The sequence below is a fragment of the Streptomyces sp. NPDC029296 genome (genome assembly GCF_055569255.1).
The window spans coordinates 1-20,606 of record NZ_JBVHXT010000038.1 but is presented as its reverse complement, the minus strand read 5'-3'; the positions used below and the strand labels follow the sequence as shown (position 1 = coordinate 20,606).

11 protein-coding genes and 1 pseudogene are annotated in these 20,606 nt (G+C 75.7%); 5 read left to right on the top strand and 7 right to left on the bottom strand.

The window, feature by feature from the left end; translation table 11 throughout:
- Positions 1 to 27: 27 nt before the first annotated feature.
- From ACZ4W9_RS29465 to ACZ4W9_RS29450, 4 genes are all read right to left on the bottom strand, one after another.
- The gene (locus ACZ4W9_RS29465) at positions 28 to 1,323 is read right to left on the bottom strand and encodes a PrsW family intramembrane metalloprotease (protein WP_467940915.1); all 1,296 of its coding nucleotides are present in this window, start codon (positions 1,321 to 1,323) and stop codon (positions 28 to 30) included.
- Positions 1,324 to 1,383: 60 nt separating this feature from the next.
- Positions 1,384 to 2,199 carry a tRNA (guanosine(46)-N7)-methyltransferase TrmB gene (trmB, locus tag ACZ4W9_RS29460; RefSeq protein ID WP_467940913.1) on the bottom strand — a complete coding sequence of 272 codons (816 nt, stop codon included), beginning with the start codon at positions 2,197 to 2,199 and terminating at the stop codon, positions 1,384 to 1,386.
- A 30-nt stretch (positions 2,200 to 2,229) separates the two neighbouring features.
- Positions 2,230 to 3,471, bottom strand: coding sequence for an L-2-hydroxyglutarate oxidase (gene lhgO / locus ACZ4W9_RS29455; protein ID WP_467940911.1), 1,242 nt, complete (start codon positions 3,469 to 3,471; stop codon positions 2,230 to 2,232).
- A gap of 69 nt (positions 3,472 to 3,540) precedes the next feature.
- Positions 3,541 to 4,965, bottom strand: coding sequence for an MFS transporter (locus tag ACZ4W9_RS29450; protein WP_467940909.1), 1,425 nt, complete (start codon positions 4,963 to 4,965; stop codon positions 3,541 to 3,543).
- Between the two features lie 710 nt (positions 4,966 to 5,675).
- Between ACZ4W9_RS29450 and ACZ4W9_RS29445 the strand changes: the two genes are divergently transcribed.
- Together ACZ4W9_RS29445 and ACZ4W9_RS29440 are read left to right on the top strand one after the other, a co-directional pair.
- Positions 5,676 to 7,751 carry an asparagine synthase-related protein gene (locus tag ACZ4W9_RS29445; protein ID WP_467940907.1) on the top strand — a complete coding sequence of 692 codons (2,076 nt, stop codon included), beginning with the start codon at positions 5,676 to 5,678 and terminating at the stop codon, positions 7,749 to 7,751.
- Positions 7,752 to 8,054: 303 nt separating this feature from the next.
- Positions 8,055 to 11,355, top strand: a pseudogene (locus ACZ4W9_RS29440) (AfsR/SARP family transcriptional regulator).
- A 45-nt stretch (positions 11,356 to 11,400) separates the two neighbouring features.
- On the opposite strand, the gene ACZ4W9_RS29435 reads toward ACZ4W9_RS29440, so the two are convergent.
- Together ACZ4W9_RS29435 and ACZ4W9_RS29430 are read right to left on the bottom strand one after the other, a co-directional pair.
- Entirely contained in the window at positions 11,401 to 13,356 is a 1,956-nt protein-coding gene (locus ACZ4W9_RS29435; RefSeq protein WP_467940905.1) for a sigma-70 family RNA polymerase sigma factor, read from the bottom strand.
- A 551-nt stretch (positions 13,357 to 13,907) separates the two neighbouring features.
- Positions 13,908 to 14,675: a TetR/AcrR family transcriptional regulator gene (locus tag ACZ4W9_RS29430; RefSeq protein WP_467940903.1), complete on the bottom strand. Its 768-nt coding sequence runs from the start codon at positions 14,673 to 14,675 to the stop codon at positions 13,908 to 13,910.
- 377 nt (positions 14,676 to 15,052) lie between these two features.
- Between ACZ4W9_RS29430 and ACZ4W9_RS29425 the strand changes: the two genes are divergently transcribed.
- Both ACZ4W9_RS29425 and ACZ4W9_RS29420 read left to right on the top strand, forming a co-directional pair.
- The gene (locus ACZ4W9_RS29425) at positions 15,053 to 16,426 is read left to right on the top strand and encodes an NAD(P)/FAD-dependent oxidoreductase (RefSeq protein ID WP_467940901.1); all 1,374 of its coding nucleotides are present in this window, start codon (positions 15,053 to 15,055) and stop codon (positions 16,424 to 16,426) included.
- 136 nt (positions 16,427 to 16,562) lie between these two features.
- A complete protein-coding gene (locus ACZ4W9_RS29420; protein WP_467940899.1) occupies positions 16,563 to 18,209 on the top strand; it encodes an ATP-binding SpoIIE family protein phosphatase in 1,647 nt (548 codons plus the stop codon).
- A gap of 99 nt (positions 18,210 to 18,308) precedes the next feature.
- Here the strand turns inward: ACZ4W9_RS29420 and ACZ4W9_RS29415 are convergent, their stop codons facing one another.
- Positions 18,309 to 19,574 (bottom strand): MFS transporter, encoded by a 1,266-nt coding sequence (locus tag ACZ4W9_RS29415; RefSeq protein ID WP_467941030.1) that lies wholly within the window; start codon positions 19,572 to 19,574, stop codon positions 18,309 to 18,311.
- Between the two features lie 134 nt (positions 19,575 to 19,708).
- On the opposite strand from ACZ4W9_RS29415, the gene ACZ4W9_RS29410 reads away from it, so the two are divergent.
- Entirely contained in the window at positions 19,709 to 20,257 is a 549-nt protein-coding gene (locus tag ACZ4W9_RS29410) for a MarR family winged helix-turn-helix transcriptional regulator (protein WP_467940897.1), read from the top strand.
- The last annotated feature ends 349 nt before the right edge of the window (positions 20,258 to 20,606 follow it).

Sequence of the window (20,606 nt, the reverse complement as noted above, 5' to 3'; positions counted from 1 at the left end):
ACCCGCCCGCCGTGCGGGCCCGTGCGGTCAGGTCCGGTACGGGTTGTACAGGGCGTAGGGCACCGCCGGGTGTCCGTACGGCGCCGCCGCCCGGTACACCGGGACCGCGGCGGCGGCCCGGCCCGCGTACTCCAGCGCCGGCCGGGCCAGGTGCCGCCGCTTCCACAGCTCCTCCAGCAGCTCCCGCTCCCGGGGGACGAAGTCCGCCCCGGCCCTGCCCGCGCGCCCGCGCTGGCGCAGGAACGCGAGCGAGGTGGCGTACCCCTCGTAGCGGGCCACCTCGCGCGCCGCCGGGCGGCCGTGGTGGTGCCGGGCGTAGTCCCGGGCCATCCGGCGCGCCCGCATCGATCCGAGCGCGAAGGGCTCGGCCGGGCCCAGCCACCCGGCCAGCACATACGCCGGCAGCTCGGCCCGCACCAGGCGCAGCTCCCGCTGCCGGGTCCAGACCGCGAGCCAGGTCACCAGCCCGAAGACGGGCACCATGAAGCCGCCGTAGACGGCGAAGAACCCGTACTGCCCGAAGGTGGCCGAGCCGTTCCAGAGGGCGTGCATGCCCATCGCGAGCAGCAGTCCGCACACCGGCAGCAGGATCCGCCGGGCGGGCCGGCGCTCGGCGGACAGCGCGGCGATGCCGAAGCCGATGCCGGTCAGGACGGTGAACAGGGGGTGCGCGAACGGGGACATCACGATGCGCACGAAGAAGGTGGCGGCGGTGACGGAGGAGATGCCCCGGTCGCCGGTGAGCTGGTCGGTCCCGAAGGCCGTGCCGAGGTAGAGGATGTTCTCGGTGAACGCGAACCCGGTGGCGGTGATCCCCGCTATCACCACGCCGTCCACGATCCCGGTGAAGTCGCGTCTGCGGAAGAGGAAGACCAGCAGGACGGCGGCGGCCTTCGCGGACTCCTCCACGATCGGCGCTATCACCGTGGCGCCGAGGGTGTCGGCGCTCGCCGGGTCGGCGGTGGAGGTGGCGATCCACTCCGTGGCGAAGCTGTTGGCCACGATGGCGATCAGCGCCGCCGCGCAGGCACCCCAGGCGAAGGAGAACACCAGGTTCCGCCACGGTCCCGGCGCCACCCGGTCCAGCCACCGGAAGGCGGCCAGCAGCCACGGCACCGGCAGCACGGCCAGCCCGAGCCCGACGAGGAACCCGTCCGTGCCGGTCTGCCGCCGCACGAGCGCCAGGATGACCAGCCCGGACAGCGCCAGCAGCGTGCTCGGCGCCCCGTACCGCACCCACCTGCGCTGCCACCAGTGCGGGTGGCGGAGCACACCGTCGCCGGGGCTCGGAGGACGGGTCGCGGACGGAGGACTGGTGGCCACGGCATCGACCCTAACGGTGGCGGGACGAGGGGCCGATCGGATGACCGGCCCGCCGGTCGGCTATCCGTCCCGGCGGTGCGGTACACGCCGGAACAGCAGATCGTTCACGACGTGTCCCTTGTCCAGTCCCTGTCCCTCGAAACGGGTCAGCGGCCGGAACTCCGGGCGCGGCGCGAAACCGCCGTCCGGCCGGGTGTTCTCGAAGTCCGGGTGCGCGGTGAGCACCTCCAGCATCTGCTCGGCGTACGGCTCCCAGTCCGTCGCGCAGTGCAGCAGCGCGCCGGGCTTCAGCCGGGTCGCGGCGAGCGTCAGGAACTCCGGCTGGATGAGCCGCCGCTTGTGGTGCCGCTTCTTGGGCCAGGGGTCGGGGAAGTAGACGCGCAGCCCGTCCAGCGCGTCCGGGCGGAGCATCTCGCGGAGCAGGATGATCGCGTCGCCGTTGCCCACCCGGACGTTGGTGAGGCCGCCCCGGTCGGCGAGACCCAGCAGGTTGCCCTGGCCGGGGGTGTGCACGTCGACGGCGAGGATGTTGGTGTCCGGGTCGCCCGCGGCCATCCGCGCGGTGGCCTCGCCCATCCCGAAGCCGATCTCCAGGACCACGGGACGGTCGTTGCCGAACAGCTCGGCGAGGTCGATCACCCGCTGCCCGTCGATGTCCAGCCCCCACTGGGGCCACAGTCGCTGCAGCGCCTCGGCCTGCCCGGCCGTCACCCGGCTGCGCCGCGGCTGGAAGCTGCGGATCCGCCGCTCGAAGTGCGAACCCGCGGGGTCCGCCTTCGGTCCGTCCGGAAAGCGCGGTTCGCCCTTGGCCCGGGCGGGCCGGACGGGGTCACCGGGGGCGGGCGGGGCGGCGGGGGTGTTCAGGGAGTCAGACACAATAGGGTCAATTTTACGGGTCCGGGCAGCTCACCCCGGCGCCCCGAGCATGGCCAGCGCCCGGCGCCCGATCTCGCGTCCGATCGGCAGCGAGGCGGTGGCCGCGGGCGACGGCGCGTTCAGCACGTGCACCGCCCGCGCGCCCTCCCGGATCAGGAAGTCGTCCACCAGCGTTCCGTCCCGCAGCACCGCCTGCGCCCGCACCCCGGCCGGGGCCGGCACCAGGTCCCCGGCGTCCACGCCGGGCAGCAGTCTTCGCACCGCCTCCAGGAACGCCCCCTTGGACACCGAGCGGCGCAGCTCGCCCGCCCCGTACCGCCAGTGCCGCCGGGCGATCGCCCACGCACCCGGCCACGCCAGGGTGCCGGCCAGTTCCCGGGGCCGCAGGACCGTCCAGCCGTACCCCTCGCGGGCCAGCGCCGGCACCGCGTTGGGCCCGATGTGCACGCCCCCGTCGATCCCCCGGGTCAGATGCACTCCGAGGAACGGGAACGCCGGGTCCGGCACCGGATACACCAGGCCCCGCACCAGCTCGGGCCGGGCCAGTTCGTAGTACTCCCCGCGGAACGGCACGATCCGCATCCCGGGCTCGTCCCCGGTGAGCCGCGCCACCTCGTCGCACTGCAGCCCGGCGCAGTTCACCAGCACGCGCCCGCGGACGACGTCCCCGGCGGCGGTGCGCACGGCCACGCCCCGCTCCGGCCGCCGGTCCACCCGGACGACCCGGGCGCCGTACCGGATCTCCGCCCCGGAGGCGCGGGCCAGCTCCCGGGCCACGGCCGCGTAGTCGCACACGCCGGTCGTGCCGACGTGTATCGCGGCCAGGCCGCGCACCTCCGGTTCGTACTCGGCGATCTGCGCGGGTCCCAGCTCCCGCACCGGGATGCCGTTCTCCCGGCCCCGCTGCACGAGCGCGTGCAGCCGCGGCAGCTCCGCCCGCTCGGTGGCGACGATCAGCTTGCCGGTGACGGCGTGGGCGACGCCGTACTCGGCGCAGAACTTCACCATCTCGGCGGCGCCCCGCACCGCGCAGCGCGCCTTGAGGGAGCCCGGGCGGTAGTAGATCCCGCTGTGGATGACCCCGCTGTTGCGTCCCGTCTGGTGCCGGGCCGGCCCGTCCTCCTTCTCCAGCACGGTCACGCGCGTGCCCGGCGCCGCCCGCGTGATCGCGTACGCCGCCGACAGCCCGACGATCCCCCCGCCGACCACGAGCACATCACAGTCGTACGCCCCGCCCAGCACCGAGCACCACCTCCACTCCCGATAGTGCACTGCGCCACTGACAGCACCTTCAAACGCGGGGCCGTACCGCCGTGCGGCCGAGCCGCGCGGGCGCGGCTCCTACGCGGGGGCCATCAGGAGCGGCCGGGCCCGCTCCCGCAGCTCCACCACCCGCGGCTCGTCCCCGTACGGCTCCAGCCGGTGCAGGAGGTCCTTCACGTACTCGGTGGTGCGGGCGGACGAGATCCGCCCCGCCACCTCCACGGCCCGCACCCCCTGCTCGCACGCCGCGTCGAGGTTCCCGGACTCCAGCTCGGCGACGGCCGACACCACCAGCCGCAGCCCGTGCGACCGCACGAACTCCTCCGTCGGCTTCGACAGGGCCTGCTCGGTGAAGCGCCGGACCTGCCGGGGCGCCTTCAGGTCGCGGTAGCACTCCGCGGCGTCCGCGGCGAACCGGTCGTATCCGTAGAAACCGAGCCAGGAGGGGTCGTTGTCGCCGGGCCGGGACCGTTCCAGCCAGCTCTCCGCCGCCTTCAGCGCCGCGCCGGCCGCCTGCGCGTCGCCCGCGCGCGCGTGTGCCCGCGCCTCGACCAGCCGGAAGAAGCTCATGGTGCGGGCGGTGGCCAGCCCCCGGTTCCGCTCCAGCGCGGCCTGCGCGAGGTCCACGCCCTCATCGCCGAAACCCCGGTAGGTGGCCTGCAACGACATGGAGGCGAGGACGTAACCCCCGAGGGGGACGTCCGCCGCCGCGCGCGCGAGGCGCAGCGCCTGGATGTAGTACCGCTGCGCGGCCTCCTGCTGTCCGGTGTCGAAGGCCATCCAGCCCGCCAGCCGGGTGAGTTCGGCCGAGGCCCCGAACAGGGCGCGGCCCACCTCGTCGGAGTAGGAGCCGAGCAGCAGCGGGGCCGCCTCCACCCGCAGGCACTCCGGCACCATCGACGAACGCCAGTCCCCGCCGCCGTACTTGGAGTCCCAGCGCCGGGCGTCCTCGGCGGCCTCCCGCAGCTTCTGCACGTCGCTGTGGCCGACTTTGAGCGGGGCGCCGGAGCCCTCGGCGGCGCCCGCCTCCCGCGCGACCGAGCTGTCGGCGGGGGTTATCAGCCAGCGCGAGGCGGGCGTCGCGTAGGCGCTCACCGCGAACGATCCGGCGAGGGACTGCCAGATGCCGCCGGAGCCGGCCCGGCGGCCGGCCAGGTCGAGGCGGTACAGCTCGGTCGCCGACTTCACCGCCTGTGCCACGTCCCGGGGGAAGGCGAGGCCCACCTCGGGCGCGGGATCCGCGTCCGCCAGGCCGATCTCGTGCAGCGGCACGGGACGGCCGAGCTTCTGCCCGATGGCGGCGGCGATCAGATGCGGCGCGGCACCCTGGGGCACCATGCCCTTCGACACCCAGCGCGCCACCGACGTCTTGTCGTAGCGAAGTGTCAACCCGCGCTGGGCGCCAAGGTCGTTGACGCGCCGGGCGAGTCCGGCGTTGCTGATTCCCGCGAGGGCGAGAACGGCGCCGAGCTTTTCGTTCGGCCCGCGTTGCTCCCTGGACATGCGCCACCCCTCGACACAGACGGCTGCCGCGCTGGCATAACCACGCGGCATTCGTAAACCCAGCGTAGTTCGCCGCATCCCAAGCGTTAAGGGGCAATGTTCCGGATGGCGGGATTGTGGTCCGTGCGTCCGCGCGGCCGTTCACGCAGCGTGCGCGGGCTGTCGCCCCGTGCCCCCGCACGTGTGGCCGTGCGCCCGCCCGTGCGCTCTTCTCCGGCCATCCGGGGAGCGATTGCATGGGCCGTGCGTGGGTCGGCCCGCTGTACTGGATCCAGCGGGCTGGGGGACACCGCCGCCTTCATCCCCGCGGGTGGCGGACCGGTCCGGGAGGCGTCATCCGCCTCCCGGACCGTGCGTGTGTGTAAGCCCTCAGGCGCTCCGCAGCCCTGTACGGAGCGTGCTCAATTGCGGCACCCTGTCACAGATTTGGCTGAAAAACATCCCCCAATCGAGTGGTGAAATTCCCTCGCGACCATGCAACTTGGGGGCGCGAAACGGGTTTTAGGGGAGCGCATTAGGGGCGCATTCGCATCGCCCCCGTGGGACGCGGTCCCCGTCGCGCGGGGCCGCCACCCGTCAACTCCCCCTCCCCGCACCGCGGGCATCGCTCGCGCGAAGGCGGCCACGCCGCGCCTGCGGGACGTGCTCTTCATGGCAGCATGGGGCCGTTCGTGCGGTGCACTGGTGGTCCACAGCCTGTGGAGGCGTCGATGCGGTGGTTGGTGGGATGGAGCAGCACCGCCGCGGGCGCCGCCGGGACCGGCTCGGCCGGAGCCGTCGGGTACGACGGCGAAACCCTGCAACCGGTCGGCTCCCAACTCCTGTGGGGCGACCCGGACCCGCTGTGGGCGGTCGGCGACTGGCGCCCGGACGAGATCCGCGTGGTGCACGCCGACCCGGAGCACCGGATCGCCGTCCTCGGCATCTGCGGCGCCACCGACGAGGAACTGCGGCGCGGCCTGTTCACCGCGCGCGGGGGCGCGGTGCGCCACCTGACCACCTGGTCCGGCAGCTACACGGCCGTGGTCCGGGCCGGCCGCCGCGTCACCGTCTGCGGCGACCTCGCGGGCGCCCGGCCGGTCTTCTACACCCCCTGGGCCGGCGGCACCGCCTACGCCACCGCCGCGCTGCCCCTGGCCGACCTCGTCGAGGCCAACCTCGACTTCACCCACCTCGCCGCCCTGCTCGCCGCCCCGGACGTACCGGCCGCGCTGCGCGACACCACCCCCTACGACGGCGTACGCCGCGTTCCGCCGGGGCACGCCTTGGTGCTGCGCGCCGGGGCGCGCGAGATCGCCGGGTACGAACCGGTCGCCTCCCTCGCCGTGTCGGCGCCCCCCGCCGACCCCGGCCACGCCGTGGACGCCGTACGGGACGCCCTGGTGGAGGCGGTCCGCACCCGGCTGGCGGCCCCCCGGCACGTACCCGACCTGGATCCCGGGCCGGTGCCCGGCATGGGACCGGCCGAGCGGCGCGCCGCCCGCGGGATGCCGGCGCCCGGCGTCGGCGCCGACCTGTCCGGCGGGCCCGCCTCCGGCACCCTCGCGCTGCTGGCCGCCGGGCTGCCCGGCCGGCCCGGCACCCTCCTCGGCCACCGCACCGGCGCGGGCGAGCGCCTCCTCGCCGTCACCTTCAACGACCTGGCCGTGCCCGGCCGCGAGGCCGAACTCGAGCGCGCCGGCGCCCTGGCCGCGGGCCCCCGGCTGCACCACGTCGTGGTCACCGGCGGCGAGGAGACCCTGCCGTACGCCGACCTGGACGGCCCCCTCACCGACGAACCCGGTCCCTGCCTGGTCCAGGCGGCCCGGCACCGGGCGCGGCTCGCCGCCGGCAGCGCGGACCACTTCACCGGCCACGGCGCCCGCCAGGTGCTGGACGCCCACCCCGCCCGGCTCGCCGACCTCCTGGTGGACCGCCGCCGGCGCCACCTGGTCCGGCCGGTCGCCGCGCTCGCCCGGGCCGACGGCTCGGTGTTCGTCCCCGCGCGCGTGTACGGCGCGGCCCGGAAGCTGGCCCGCACCCCCTACCGGGCGGGCCTGGAGGCCCTGGCCGAGCGGCTGATGCGGCGCCGCTTCGACGAGCCCCAGGGGCCGGCCGACGCGTCCCTCGCCGCGCTGGCCTGGGCCGGGCCCGGACCCGCCGCGCGGTGGCTGACCGGGGAGGCGCTGGCCGAAGTATCGGTTCTGCTCCAGGCGGAGGCCGACCGCTCCAAAAGCGGCGCCCTGCGGCCCGGCGACTACCGCGCGCGGGCGGCGCTCGCCCGGCACGCCGCCGACCTGCGCGTCCTGGAGCAGGCCGCGGAGATCCGCTCCCAGCGGCTGCACGCGCCCTTCCTCGACAACCAGGTCGTCCGCGCCTGCCGCGACCTCCCCGAGGCGCTGCGGGTCCGGCCCGGCGCCCGCGCGGCCGTCCTGCGCACGGTCCTGGAGGGCGCCGGTGTCACCGATCTGCCGCCCGGCTGGGGCACCCCCTCCTACGCCTCCACGGCGGCGGCCGCGCGCGCGGGACTGCGGGCCGCGGCCGACCCCCTCCTGGACCTCTTCGCCACGCCCCTGCTGGCCGACGCCGGCCTGGTGGAGGCCCGCGTCGTCCGCGCGGCCCTGCGGGGCGGGGCGGCGGGCGAACCCCTTCCCCTGGACGGCCTCGCCGACCTGGTCTCCCTCGAACTGTGGCTGCGGCGCCTCCTCGCCCGCCGCGGCACGTGCTGGACGGGCACCCCGTCCCGCTCCCGCGCGGTCCCCTCGGGGATCCAGCCGAGGCGCAGCGCGCTGACGCCGGGGGCGTGAGCCGGCACGGGGACGGCGGCCCGGGCGGCCCGGACCGGCGTCCGGCCGCGAGCCGGTGAGGCCGGACGCGCGGTCTCCCGCGCCCTTCGGCATGCCGTCCGGCGCACCCGGTCCCCAGCCCGTGCCCCTTCGGATCGCTGTCCGGCGCACCCGGTCCCCAGCCCCCGCGTCCCACCCCCGCGCTCCTGCGGGACGCCGTCCGCGCTCCTGCGGGACGCCGTCCCCGTCCCTGCGGAACGCCGTCCGCCGCACCGGTCCCGAGCCCCCGTGCCCCCGGTCCCCGCTCCCCGCGACAATGACCGGGTGCGGTACAGAATCCTGGGCGTGACCCAAGCAGCGGACGGCCGGGGGGCTCCCGTACCCATCGGCGGGCGCCGGCTGCGCACGCTGGTCGCCGCCCTGGCCCTGCGGGCCGGCCGTACCGTCGCCCCCGCCACCCTCGTCGACGAGATCTGGGCGGACGACCCGCCCCAGGACGCCCCCGCCGCCCTCCAGGCCCTCGTCGGCCGGCTCCGCCGCACCCTCGGCAGGGACACCGTCACCTCCGCCCCGGGCGGCTACCGCCTCGAAGCCGCCCGGGACGACGTGGACCTCCACGTCTTCGAGCGGCTCACCCGCGCCGGCACCGCCGCCCTCGCCACCGGTGACGCGGCCACCGCCCACCGCGTCCTCACCGAGGCGCTGTCCCTCTGGTACGGCCCCGCCCTCGCCGACCTCCCCGACCGCACCGCCGCCGCCCGCCCCGAGGCCCTGCGCCTGGAGGCGGCCCGCGCCCGCGCCGCCGCCGCCCTCGACCTCGGCCGCGCCCAGGAGGCCGTACCGGAGCTGCGGGAACTGACCGCCGCCCACCCCTACGACGAGCCGCTGCGCGTCCTGCTCATCCGCGCCCTGCGCGACACCGGCCGCACGGCCGACGCCCTCGCCGCCTACGAGTCCGCCCGCCGCACCCTCGCCGACACCCTCGGCACCGACCCGGGCCGGGAACTCCGGGACCTGCACGCGGCGCTGCTGAGCGAGGAGACCCCCGCCGCCCCGGTGCCCCCGCGCCCGCCCCGGCGCACCGGGAACCTCCGCCCCCGGCTGACCTCCTTCGTCGGGCGGGAACCGGAGCTGGCGGCCATCCGCCGCGACCTGCGCGCGGCCCGCCTGGTGACGCTCACCGGACCCGGCGGTTCCGGGAAGACCCGCCTCGCCGAGGAGGCCGCCGCCGCCCACCCCTCGGCCTGGCTGGTGGAACTGGCCCCGCTCGACCGGCCGGAGGCGGTCCCCGCCGCCGTGGTCAGCGCGCTCGGCCTGCGCGAGACCGTGCTGCTGACCACCGAGCTGGGCACCCCGCAGACCGACCCCACGGCCCTGCTGATCGAGTACTGCGCCCCGCGCGGCCTCCTCCTGGTCCTCGACAACTGCGAACACGTCATCGGCGCCGCCGCCGCCCTCGCCGAGACCCTCCTCACCCGCTGCCCGGGGCTCACGGTCCTCGCCACCAGCCGGGAACCCCTGGGCGTGCCCGGCGAGTCGGTGCGCCCGGTCGAGCCCCTCGTCCCCGAGCAGGCGCACCGCCTCTTCGCCGAGCGTGCGCGGGCCGTCCGCCCCGACGCCGACGCGGTGCTCACCGACACCGGGGCCGTCGCGGAGATCTGCCGCCGCCTGGACGGGCTGCCGCTCGCCATCGAACTGGCCGCCGCCCGGCTCCGGCTGCTGAGCCCGCGGCAGATCGCCGACCGCCTGGACCACCGCTTCCGCCTGCTCACCTCCGGCAGCCGCACGGTCCTGCCCCGCCAGCAGACCCTGCGCGCGGTCGTCGACTGGTCCTGGGACCTGCTGGACGAGGCCGAGCGGACGGTGCTGCGCGAGGTGTCGGTGTTCGCCGGCGGCTGGGACCTCGCGGCGGCCGAGGCCGTGTGCACCGGCCCCGCGGCGGACCTGCTCGGCGCGCTGGTCGACAAGTCCCTCGTGGTCGCCGCCCCGTACGACCCGGACGGCACCGGCGCCGGCATGCGCTACCGCATGCTGGAGACCATCCACGAGTACGCCACCGAGCGCGCCGCCGAGGTCCCCGGACTGCGCGCGGCGGCCGAGATCCGCCACCGCGCCTGGGCGCGCTCGCTGGTGGAGGAGGCCGAGCCGCAGCTGCGGTCGGCGGCCCAGCTGCCCTGGTTCTCCCGCCTGGAGACCGAGCTGGACAACATCCGCGCCGCCCTGGACCGCGCGGTCCGCGCGGGCGACGAGGCCGGGGCCGGCGCCCTGGTGCTGGCCATCGGCTGGTTCTGGTGGCTGCGCGGCCACCGCCAGGAGGCGGTGGCCTGGGTGCGCCTCGTGCTCCGCCTGGGCGTCGCCCTGGACACCCTGCCCGGGGACGCGCCGCCCGAGGAGCTGATGGCCCGGGTGGAGTCCGCCGACCCGGTGGGCGCCTTCCTCACCGGTCCCGACGGCGGTGCCGGGCACCCGCTGGCCGGGCTGCGGACGGACCTGCGGATGCTCGACCTGTTCCTGACCTCCGAGTCGGGCGCCGACCACCTCGCGGGCGACGAGCGGGCCCCGGAGTACGTGGCGCGCGTGCGGGCCGCCTACGAGCACGGCGGCCCCCCCGGCCGCCCGCTTCCCGGGCATCCTCTGGCCGCTGACCACCTACTACCTGGGCAGCCCCGCCGACGTCCGCCCGGACCTGTCGCAGGCCGTCGCCAACGCCCGCCGGTACGGCGGCGACTGGGAGATCGCGGTCGCCCTGATGTACCGCGCCCACGTGGCCGTCGACTCCTCGGGCAACCTGCGCGGCGTGGACGAGGACCTGGCCGAGCTGCGCCTCCTCGGCCGGCGCGTCGGCGACCGCTGGATGGGGGCCCAGGTGTGCAGCGCGGCCGGCGAGGCGGCCATGGCGCGCGGCCGGTTCGACGAGGCACGCGCCGAGTACGAGGAGGCGCTGCGCCTCGCCCACGAGGTCGGCGCGGACGCCGAGGCGCCGTTCCTGACCGCCCGGCTCGCCGAGATCTCCTACCGCTGCGGCGACCGGGACGGCGCGCTGGCCGCCCTGGACGAGGCGGAGTCGGCCGCCGACCGGTACGCGGTGCCGGAGTCCCGGGCCTTCGTGCTGCTGCTGCGCGCCCACCTCGCCCTGACCGACGGGGATACCGGCCGCGCCCGCGCGCTGCACGCGGCCTCCCGCGCGCTGGTCGGGGACGGCGGCACCGCGCCCCCGCAGTTCGTGGCGGCCCTGCGCATGGTCGAGGCGTACATCGTCGCCGACGCGTCGGACACGGCCGAGGGGCTGCGCCTCCTGGCGACCGCCCTGCGCGAGGCCGTGGACAACCGCTGCGCCGAGGCGGTCACGGCCGGCCTGGTGGACGCGGCGGCCTGCCTGCTGGCCCGGCACGGCGATCTGCCCGCCGCCGTCCGGCTGTTCAGCGCCGCGGACGGCTGGCGCGAGGGCATCCCCCGGCCCGAGCCGGAACGCGGCGAGGCCGCCCGGGCGCACGCCGACGCCCGCGCGGCCCTCCCGCCCACCCGCTACGCCGCCGAGTGCGCCCGGGGCGCCTCCATGGGCGTCGCGGACGTCCTGCGGGACCTGAGCGCGGTGCCGGCGGCGAGCCGTACGACCGGCGGATGAACCGGACCGCCGGCGTTCGCACGGCCTGCCGGCGGGCGGACGGGCCTACCGGCAGGTGAACCGGGACTCCGCCCAGTCCGCCGGCGCCACCCGGCCGACGCCGTGGTCGTGCGGCTCCACCACCAGCCGTACGGTCCTGCGCCCGGTGAGGTCCACGTGGACGGGGACGGCCGGATCATCGCCCTCGACCCCGCCGGACCGCCACAGCGGGACCCCGTCGGCGTAGACGGAGAAGAAGACCCTGCCGAGCCCGAGGGCCATGTCGTCCACGCCGGCCCGCGCGTCGTAGGCGGTGCACGGCCGGTTGAGGTCGATGGTGACGGAGGACTCGCCGTGCACGGTGACCCCGCGCGCGTACGTCCGGCCGCCGATCGACAGGCCGTACCGCTGCCACACCCAGCCGCTCTCGCCCAGCCTGATCTCGGGCTCGGTGCCGTCACCGGTGGCGTCGAAGCGCAGGGCGCTCAGCTCGTAGACGGCGGGCGCGGGCGGCGGAGTCGGCGTGGGGGCCGGGGTCGGGGTCGCGGTCGGTGTGGGTTCGGGCCTCGGCCTCGGCCTCGGCTTCGGCGGGGGAGTGGGGGCCGGCGTCGGCGTCAGCGTCGGGGCGGGCTTCGGCGTCGGCGTAGGCGTGGGGGTCGGCGTCGGCGTCGGCGTGGGGGTGGGCGCGGGGGTGGCCGGGGCCGGCTGCGGGGCGACGGCCGCCGGCTTCGGCGAGGGCTCGGGCCGGGGCTTCGGCTTCGGCGGGGGAGTGGGCGTCGGCGTCGGCGCCTCGGAGCGTACGACCGGAGCGGACGGCGGCGGCCCGGCGGCGGCCTCCTTCGCCGGGTGGCCGTCGTTCACCAGGGCCAGCGCGACCGCGGCGACGGCCACCGCGACCACCCCCGCCGCGATGCCGGCCTTCACCGGCGCCCCGAGCCGCCCGGAGGCCGCGGCCCCGCCCGCGCCGCCTCCGCCGCCGGACGAGCCGGTGGCCGCGGCGGCGGCCCCGGCGGCCCCCGCCCCGGTGCCGCCGGCCACGATCCCGAGCGCCTTGGCGTACCCGGCGGCCCCGAACCAGCCGATGACCGCGACCGGGACGACCGCGGGGATCCCGCTCGCGACCTCCTCGATCTGCGCCGCGGCCAGCCGGCACCGGGCGCACTCCGCGAGGTGCCGGCGCAGGCCCCGCTCGGCCCGGACGCGCAGTTTGCGGCGGGCGTAGGTGCCGAGCTGGTCGGCGTAGCGGGCGCACTCCTCGTCGGCGGCGAGCGCGGTGCCGACGTGGGCCTGGAGATAGGCCTGTCTCAGCCCCTCCCGGGCGCGGCTGGCGAGCACCCGGGTGCCGTTGGCGTCCAGCCCGAACAGGACGGCCACCTCGCTCGGGGACTCGTCCTCCACCTCGGTGTGCCACAGCACGGCCTGCCAGCGTTCGGGCAGGGAGCGGAACGCCCGCATGGCCAGGGACTGCTCGGCCTCGTGCAGGGCGCGTACGTCCGCGCCCTGATCGAGCTTGTCCGCGTCGGACGCCTCCGCGGCCCGTGCGGCCTGCTGGGCGAAGAGGGCGAAGTCGTCGACGAGCTGCTCGCGCCGGGCCGACTTGGCCCAGTGCGCGGCGACGCGTCGTACGGAGGTCAGCAGATAGGCCCGTACGGCGTGCTCGGGCCCCGAGCCGCCGCGCACCGCCTGGAGCATGCGGGCGAACACCTCGGCGGTGAGGTCGTCGGCGGTGTGGGCGTCCCGGCAGCAGGTCCGCGCGTACCGGCGGACCGCGTCGGCGTGCCGCCGGTACAGCTCCGCGTAGGCCGAGTCGTCGCCGGCGCGCATCCGCCCGATCAGCTCGCCGTCGGCGGCGGGCGTCTCCCGGGGAGGCGGCAGCGCACTGCCGTCGCGCTGCGCGGGCACGCTCACGTCCCCGGGGCCGTCGCGGAACGGGGGGCGTCCGCCCCGGCCGGGTACGTACGGCCCGCGCGTCCGCGCGCCCCCGTCGTCCACGTGTGACTCGTCCCACCCGTCAGCGCTCATCGCGGTCAGCCCCCGGCACCGGCCCAGCCCAACCCGTCACCGGCTCAGAGTGCCACAGCCCTATTCCCCCTAGCGCCCCCGCACACCCCATCCACTCATCCGCGCGCACTTACCCCCGAGCCGCCGAACCCTCCTCGAACACCACGGCCCTCCCCAGCCCGGCACCCCTCACCGAGCCACCGCCGTACGCTCCGGTGGCGACGCCGCTCGGCGAGCCACCGCCCTGGGTCCACGTGAAGAGGTTGCTCGGCGAACCGGCGCCGGGGAGGGCAACCCGGCGCCGACGCTCGGCGAGCGACCGCCGTACGTCCATGCGGCAACGTCCCTCACCGAGTCACCGCCGTACGGCCGCCCGGCCACACCGCCCGGCGGGCCGCCGCCCCGCGACCCGGCAGCCGCCGACGACGGACGCGGGACGCGAGGGCCACCCGCGCCCACCGCGATGGCCGCACGGGCCGCGCGGGTGGCGCGGGTGGGAGAACGAACCCGCCGAAGGCGGAGCCGGGCGGAGCCGACCCGGGCGGAGCCGAGCCTGCTGTGCCCAGCCGGGCCTACGCCGAAGCCGGCGTGTGCCGGGACCGGAGCCCCTCCAGCAGGATGTCCAGCAACCGGGCCGAAGCCGCCGCCTGCTGCGCGGCATCCGGCAGGGACGGCGCCGCCGTGGCGATCACCAGCAGCACATCCCCCACCGACACGTCCGCCCGCAGCTCACCCGCCGCCCGAGCCCGCTCCACCAGCTGCCCGACCACGTCGAGCAACGCCCCGGCCCCGGCGTCGTCGGCCCCCACCGAGGGCTCGTCCGGCACCAGCCGCAGCTCACCGCCCCCCGGCTGCACCCGCTGCTGCGGCACCCGGGCCGCCTCGCCCGGACCGTCCGCACCGGCGGAGCCGACCCGCAGCACCTGCGGCGGCAGCAACCGCCCCGCGCCCGACGCCACCGATGTCCGCAGGAACCGCGACAGCGCCGACCACGGCTCGTCCTCCTGCCCGAGCGCCGTCCGCGCCTGCTCGGTCAGCCGCGCCGTCTCCTCCTCGGCGATCCGCCGCACCAGCACGTCCTTGCTGGGAAAGCGCCGGTACACCGTGCCGACCCCGACCCGGGCGCGCCGCGCCACGTCCTCCATCGGCGCGCCGTACCCCAGCTCGCCGAACACCTCGCGCGCCGCACGCAGCACGTGCTCCAGGTTGCGCTGCGCGTCCACCCGCAGCGGAGTCGTCCGCGCCCCGTCCGCGCGTCCGGTGCCCGCCGCCGTACTCATCGTCCTGCCGCCGGGCGCGATGGCGGCGGCCGATGCCCAATGCGTGTCCTGAACATGCATGTCTTCCCCCGGTAATGACGTCTCCCCCCGGAGACTCTCCCCGCCACTGGATACGAAGCGCGCGGATCTGGCATCGGTTCCGACCGGATCCGCCCGTCGCGGACCCGTTCGACCACATTCCCTACACTCCGTCGACACACGAACATAGTTGAGAGGCAGTCAATTCAGAAGGGGCAGGTTCCGTACAGTGCGCCCCCCGATCGGAGTACGGGACGTGTACGTCCCGATTCCGTCCCCTCCCGCCCCCGGACCCGCCCCCGCTGACCTGCCCCCTTTTCACCCGAACGGACACCGCGGCCGGCCCCGCGTACACCCGGCCGCCGGTCACACAAATTGCCGGGCCTGTGGACAAACTCCCGCGCCGGGTGCGTCATGGGATGGTGAAGGAACGTGCGCGCATTCTGGTTGTCGGCGGCGGCTACGTCGGGATGTACACGGCCCTGCGTCTCCAGCGGAAGCTGAAGGCGGAGCTGAGGAGAGGCGAGGTCGACATCACCGTCGTCACTCCCGACCCTTATATGACGTACCAGCCGTTCCTTCCCGAGGCCGCCGCGGGCTCGATCTCCCCGCGCCACGTCGTCGTACCGCTGCGCCGCGTCCTCCACCACTGTCACGTCGTCATCGGCGAGGTGACCTCCATCGACCACGCGGTGCGCACGGCCGCCGTCAGCACCCTCGCCACCGCCGACCACGGCGCCTCCGCCGAGCTGATCGGTTACGACGAACTGGTGCTCGCCCCCGGCTCGGTCTCCCGCGCCCTGCCCGTACCGGGCCTCGCCGAGTACGGCATCGGCTTCAAGACCGTCGAGGAGGCCATCGGCCTGCGCAACCACGTCATCGAACAGATGGACATCGCCTCCTCCACCCGCGACCCCGCGATCCGCGACGCCGCCCTCACCTTCGTCTTCGTCGGCGGCGGCTACGCGGGCGTCGAGGCCCTCGGCGAACTGGAGGACATGGCCCGCTACACCGCGCGCTACTACCACAACCTCCGCCCCGAGGACATGAAGTGGATCCTCGTCGAGGCCACCGACCGGATCCTGCCGGAGGTCGGCCCGGAGATGGGCCGCTACACCGTCACCCAGCTGCGCCGCCGCAACATCCAGGTGCTGCTGGGCACCCGCCTGGAGTCCTGCGCCGACCGGGTCGCCGTCCTCAGCGACGGCCAGCGCTTCCCCACCCGTACGCTCGTGTGGACGGCCGGCGTCAAACCGCACCCGCTGATCGCCGCGACCGACCTGCCGCGCACCGACCGCGGCCGGCTGCGCTGCACCGCCCAGCTCACCGTCGAGGGCACCGAGCACGCCTGGGCCGCGGGCGACGCCGCCGCCGTCCCCGACATCACCGCCGCCGAACCCGGCACCGACACCGCGCCCAACGCCCAGCAGGCGGTCCGCCAGGCCAGGGTCCTCGGCGACAACATCGCGCACGCGCTGCGCGGCGAGCCCCTGGAGACGTACGCCCACCGCCACGTCGGCTCCGTCGCCTCCCTCGGCCTGCACAAGGGCGTTGCCCAGGTCTACGGCCGCAGGCTGAAGGGCTACCCGGCCTGGTTCATGCACCGCGTGTACCACCTCAGCCGCGTGCCCACCGTCAACCGCAAGGCCCGGGTGCTCGCCGAATGGACCCTCGCCGGTCTGTTCAAACGGGAGATCGTCTCCCTCGGCTCGCTCGAACATCCCCGTGCGGAGTTCGAACTGGCGGCCGGTGGAAAGCCGCCCCACAGCCCCTCCGACGACCCGAAGGGGTAGTCCCGCACGGACCCGGGAACTCCGCGGACCGCCGAGGCGTCTGACGGATGTGCCGCGGTCCGCCCCCGCCAGACCGCCCCCGCCCCCGGACTGGCCACCCCCGCCCGCCCACAGCACCCACGAGGGTTTCCCCACAGTGAACTTCACGCGCTGGAGCGCCCGGCTCCCCGGAACGCAGCGCCGCGCCGCCGCGCGGACCGAGTCGGCGGTCACCCCGGACCGGCGCGGGGACGGCTCCGTGCCCGCGGCCCGCGCCGAACGGTCCGCCGACGGCGGACCCCCGGTGCCCGCCGTCGACGAACTGCCCACGCGTGACGTCCTGGACCGCGTCCCGGCCCTCGTCGCCCTCGTCCACGGCCCCGACCACCGCATCGGCTACGTCAACGGCGCCTACACCACGGCCTTCGGCGTCCGCCCCACCGGCGCCCCCGCCCGCGACGCCCTGCCCGAACTCGCCGAACTGGGCCTGCTCCCGCTGCTCGACCAGGTGCTGCGCAGCGGCAGACCCCGCACCCTGAAGTCCCGCAAGGCCGTCGACGGCCGCTCGTACACCTTCACCTGCACGCCCGTCACCGAGGACGGCGACCGCGACGCGGGCGTGCTGGTCTTCGCCACCGACGTCACGGACCACGCCGAGGCCGCCGAACGCCTGCGCGCCAGCGAGCGCCGCCAGCGCGAGACGGCCGTCACCCTCCAGCGCTCCCTGCTCCCGCAGGAACTGGAGCAGCCCGACGACCTGCGCATCGCCGCCACCTACCAGCCCGGCGGCACCGAGGCCGCGGTCGGCGGCGACTGGTACGACGTGATCACCCTCGGCGGCGGCCGGACCGCCCTGGTCATCGGCGACGTCATGGGCCGCGGGGTGCGGGCGGCGGCCGTCATGGGCCAGCTCCGCACGGCCGTCCGCGCCTACGCCCGCCTCGACCTGCCCCCGCACGAGGTGCTCCAGCTGCTCGACGGCCTCGCCGCCGAGATCGACGCCAACCAGATCGCCACCTGCGTCTACGCCATCCACGACCCGAACGAGGGCCGCCTGGTCTACGCGTCCGCCGGCCATCTGCCGATCCTGGTCCGCGACGAGAACGGCGTGGTCTCCCGCGCCGACGAACCCACCGGCCCGCCCCTCGGCACCGGCGGCTGGATCCACTCCTCCGGCTGCGTCGCCCTCGGCCCCGGCGCCACGGCCGTCCTCTACACCGACGGGCTGGTGGAGCGCCGGGACGCCGACCTGGACGAGGGCATCGCCGCGCTCGCCGGCGCCCTCGCCGGTGCCACCGGGAGCCCGCAGGTCGTCTGCGACCGCCTGGTCCGCTCGGCCGGCGTCACCGCCGACCACGACGACGACGTGGCCGTCCTCGTCCTCCAGCACCCGGCGCGCACGGGCCCCGACGGCGACCTCTTCCGCAACGCGGCCCTGGAACTCCTCGGCGGCGTGGAGGCGGCACCCCGCGCCCGGGCGTTCGCCTCCGGCGTGCTGACCAGCTGGCGCTTCCCCGCCGACCTGCACGACCTCGGCGTCCTCGCCACCAGCGAACTGGTCGCCAACTCCCTCCAGCACGGCATCCCGCCCATGCGGCTGCGCCTGCGCCGCACCGACCGCCGCCTGATCGTCGAGGTCACGGACGGCGACGACCACCTGCCCCGGCGCCGCCGCGCGGAACCGGGCGACGAGTCCGGCCGGGGCATCGCCATCGTGGCGACGATCGCCACCAGCTGGGGCTGCCGCCGCACCCCGGGCGGCGGCAAGGCGGTCTGGTGCGAGTTCGTCCTGCCGAAGGGGTGAGCGGCGCAGCGGTGCCGGCCGGTGCGCGGGCGCGGAGGGCCCGTGGCAGGTCGCGCGCCTCCCCGCACCCCCGCGGGGCGCTCTCCCCGGGGCGCGGTCCTACGCCTCCGCGGTGACCGGTTCCGCAGACACCTGGCCCCGAGTGACCACCCGGCTCTCCCGCGCCGTCCACGGCCGGTCCTGTACGGCGGTGAGGTGCCGCCCCAGCCGCAGGGCCAGCACGGTGATCGACAGCGAGAACAACAGGAACGTCACGATGTACGGCGCGTGCAGCGAGGCGCCCAGGGGGCCGCCCACCGCCGGACCGACCGCCAGCGCCAGCTGCTTGACCAGCGCGAACGCCGAGTTGTACTGACCGGCCAGGCCCTCCGGCGCGAGGTCGGCGACCAGCGGGGCGACCGTCGGCGACAGCATCGCCTCACCCAGCCCGAACAGCGCGTACGTCGACACGAAGGCGGCCGTGGCCATCTCCTGGCTGCCGTGCCCCAGCCCCGCGTACCCGGCGGCCAGCCATGCGACGGCCCAGATCAGGCCGACCGCGGCGACGACCCGGGACCGCCGGCGCCGCTCCACGAGCCTCAGCACGGCGAACTGCGCGACCACGATCATCAGCGTGTTCGCGGCCAGCGCCGTCCCCAGCGCGGACGTCGATATCCCGGCCGCCTCCACGCCGTAGGCGCTCAGCCCCGACTCGAACTGGCCGTAGCAGGCGAAGAACAGCACGAAGCCCAGCACGCACAGCTGCACCATCGCCCGGTTCCCGAGCAGCTGCCTCCAGCCGCCGCGGGCCGAGTGCGCGGGAGCGTCCTCCATCCGGGGGGAGCGCGGCATGCGCACGGTCGCCATCACCACGACCAGCACCAGGAACATCAGCGCCTCGATCGCGAACAGCAGCGTGAACGAGGACACGCGCGTGGTGTCGACGAGGTGACCGCCGATGAGGCCGCCCACACCGAGCCCCAGGTTCTGCAGGAAGAACTGCATCGCGAACGCGCGCGAGCGCGTGTCCGCCGTGGAGCAGTCCACGATCATCGTCGCCAGCGCCGGCTGCATCACGGCCTGTCCGGCACCGAGCGCGGCGGCGGACAGCAGCACGCTCGCGGCCCCGCCCGCCAGACCGAGGCTCAGCGCGCCCAGAGCGGCGAGGACCAGGGCGGCGAGCAGGACCGGCAGGGGCCCGCGCCGCACGATCGCCCGGCCGGCGAACGGCAGCACGATCAGCGCGGCCACGGCGAAGACGGCGAGCACGAGTCCCGCCGTCATGGCTCCCAGCCCCCGCACCTGCGCCACATAGACGTACAGGTAGGGGACGGTGAAGCCGAGCCCGAACGCGCTGAGCGCGTTGCCCACGTGGATCCGGCGCATCGCCGCGCCCATCGCCCTGGTCACGTTCACCTCTCTCACTAGTTAGACCTGAAGACTTCAAAGCTAAAGTTCGAAGCTAAAGACTACACAGCGAAGGACTTCAAGGCAAAGGGCTCGCGTGCGATACTGCGCCCATGGCCGACACCCCCGGCGTCACGGAGCCGACACTCGAAGAACAGATCGCCGCCTACCAGCGCGAGTTCCAGGACCTGGACCCCCAGGTCGAGAAGATCGTGTCGGCGCTGTCCCGGCTGAACCGCCGGATGAACGTCGCGTACGGCCGCCAGACCGCCGCCCTCGGCATCAGCAACGCCGAGTGGGAGGTCCTCAAGGCCCTGGTCCTCTCCGGGGCGCCCTACCGCATGGGCCCGAGCGACCTGGCCAAGCGGCTCGGCCTCACCCCGGCCGCGATGACGCACCGGATCGACCGCATGGTGACCGAGGGCCTGGTCACCCGGGAGCGGGACGAGTCCAACCGCGTCCGCGTCATCGTGGAGCTGACTCCCGAGGGCCGCGAGAAGTGGCTGGAGGCCATGCGTCTCGCGACGGTCTTCGAGGAGGACCTGCTCCAGGACCTCACCCCCACCGAGCGCGCGGTGCTCGGCGAGGTCCTGACCCGGCTCCTGCGCCGGGTGGAGCACGCGCAGCCGGACGCCGGCGGCCGGCTCACCGACCTGGACTGAGGCCCCCTCCCCGGGCCCGCGCAAAAGATGTTGACAGGGGGGTGTTGACACGCCTCCTGCCGATCCGTAAGGTTCTTCGGGTTGCCACGGAGCCGTAACGGTTCCTCGGCAACACTCCGCCGCCTCGAGCGGCACCCCTCACACCATCAGCACGATCTCCCGTACGGGTTGATTTCGGCGCGCCCGAATTCAATTCGAATACGGACTCGGCGGCCCGATTGGGAATCGCCGGGCGGATCCGCTAAGGTTTGAGACGTCGGAACGGCCCAACAGCCGGGAAGGCAAACCCCGCTGACCGGGGATCAGACGCCGAAAGGATCTGATAGAGTCGGAACCGCCGGAAAGGGAA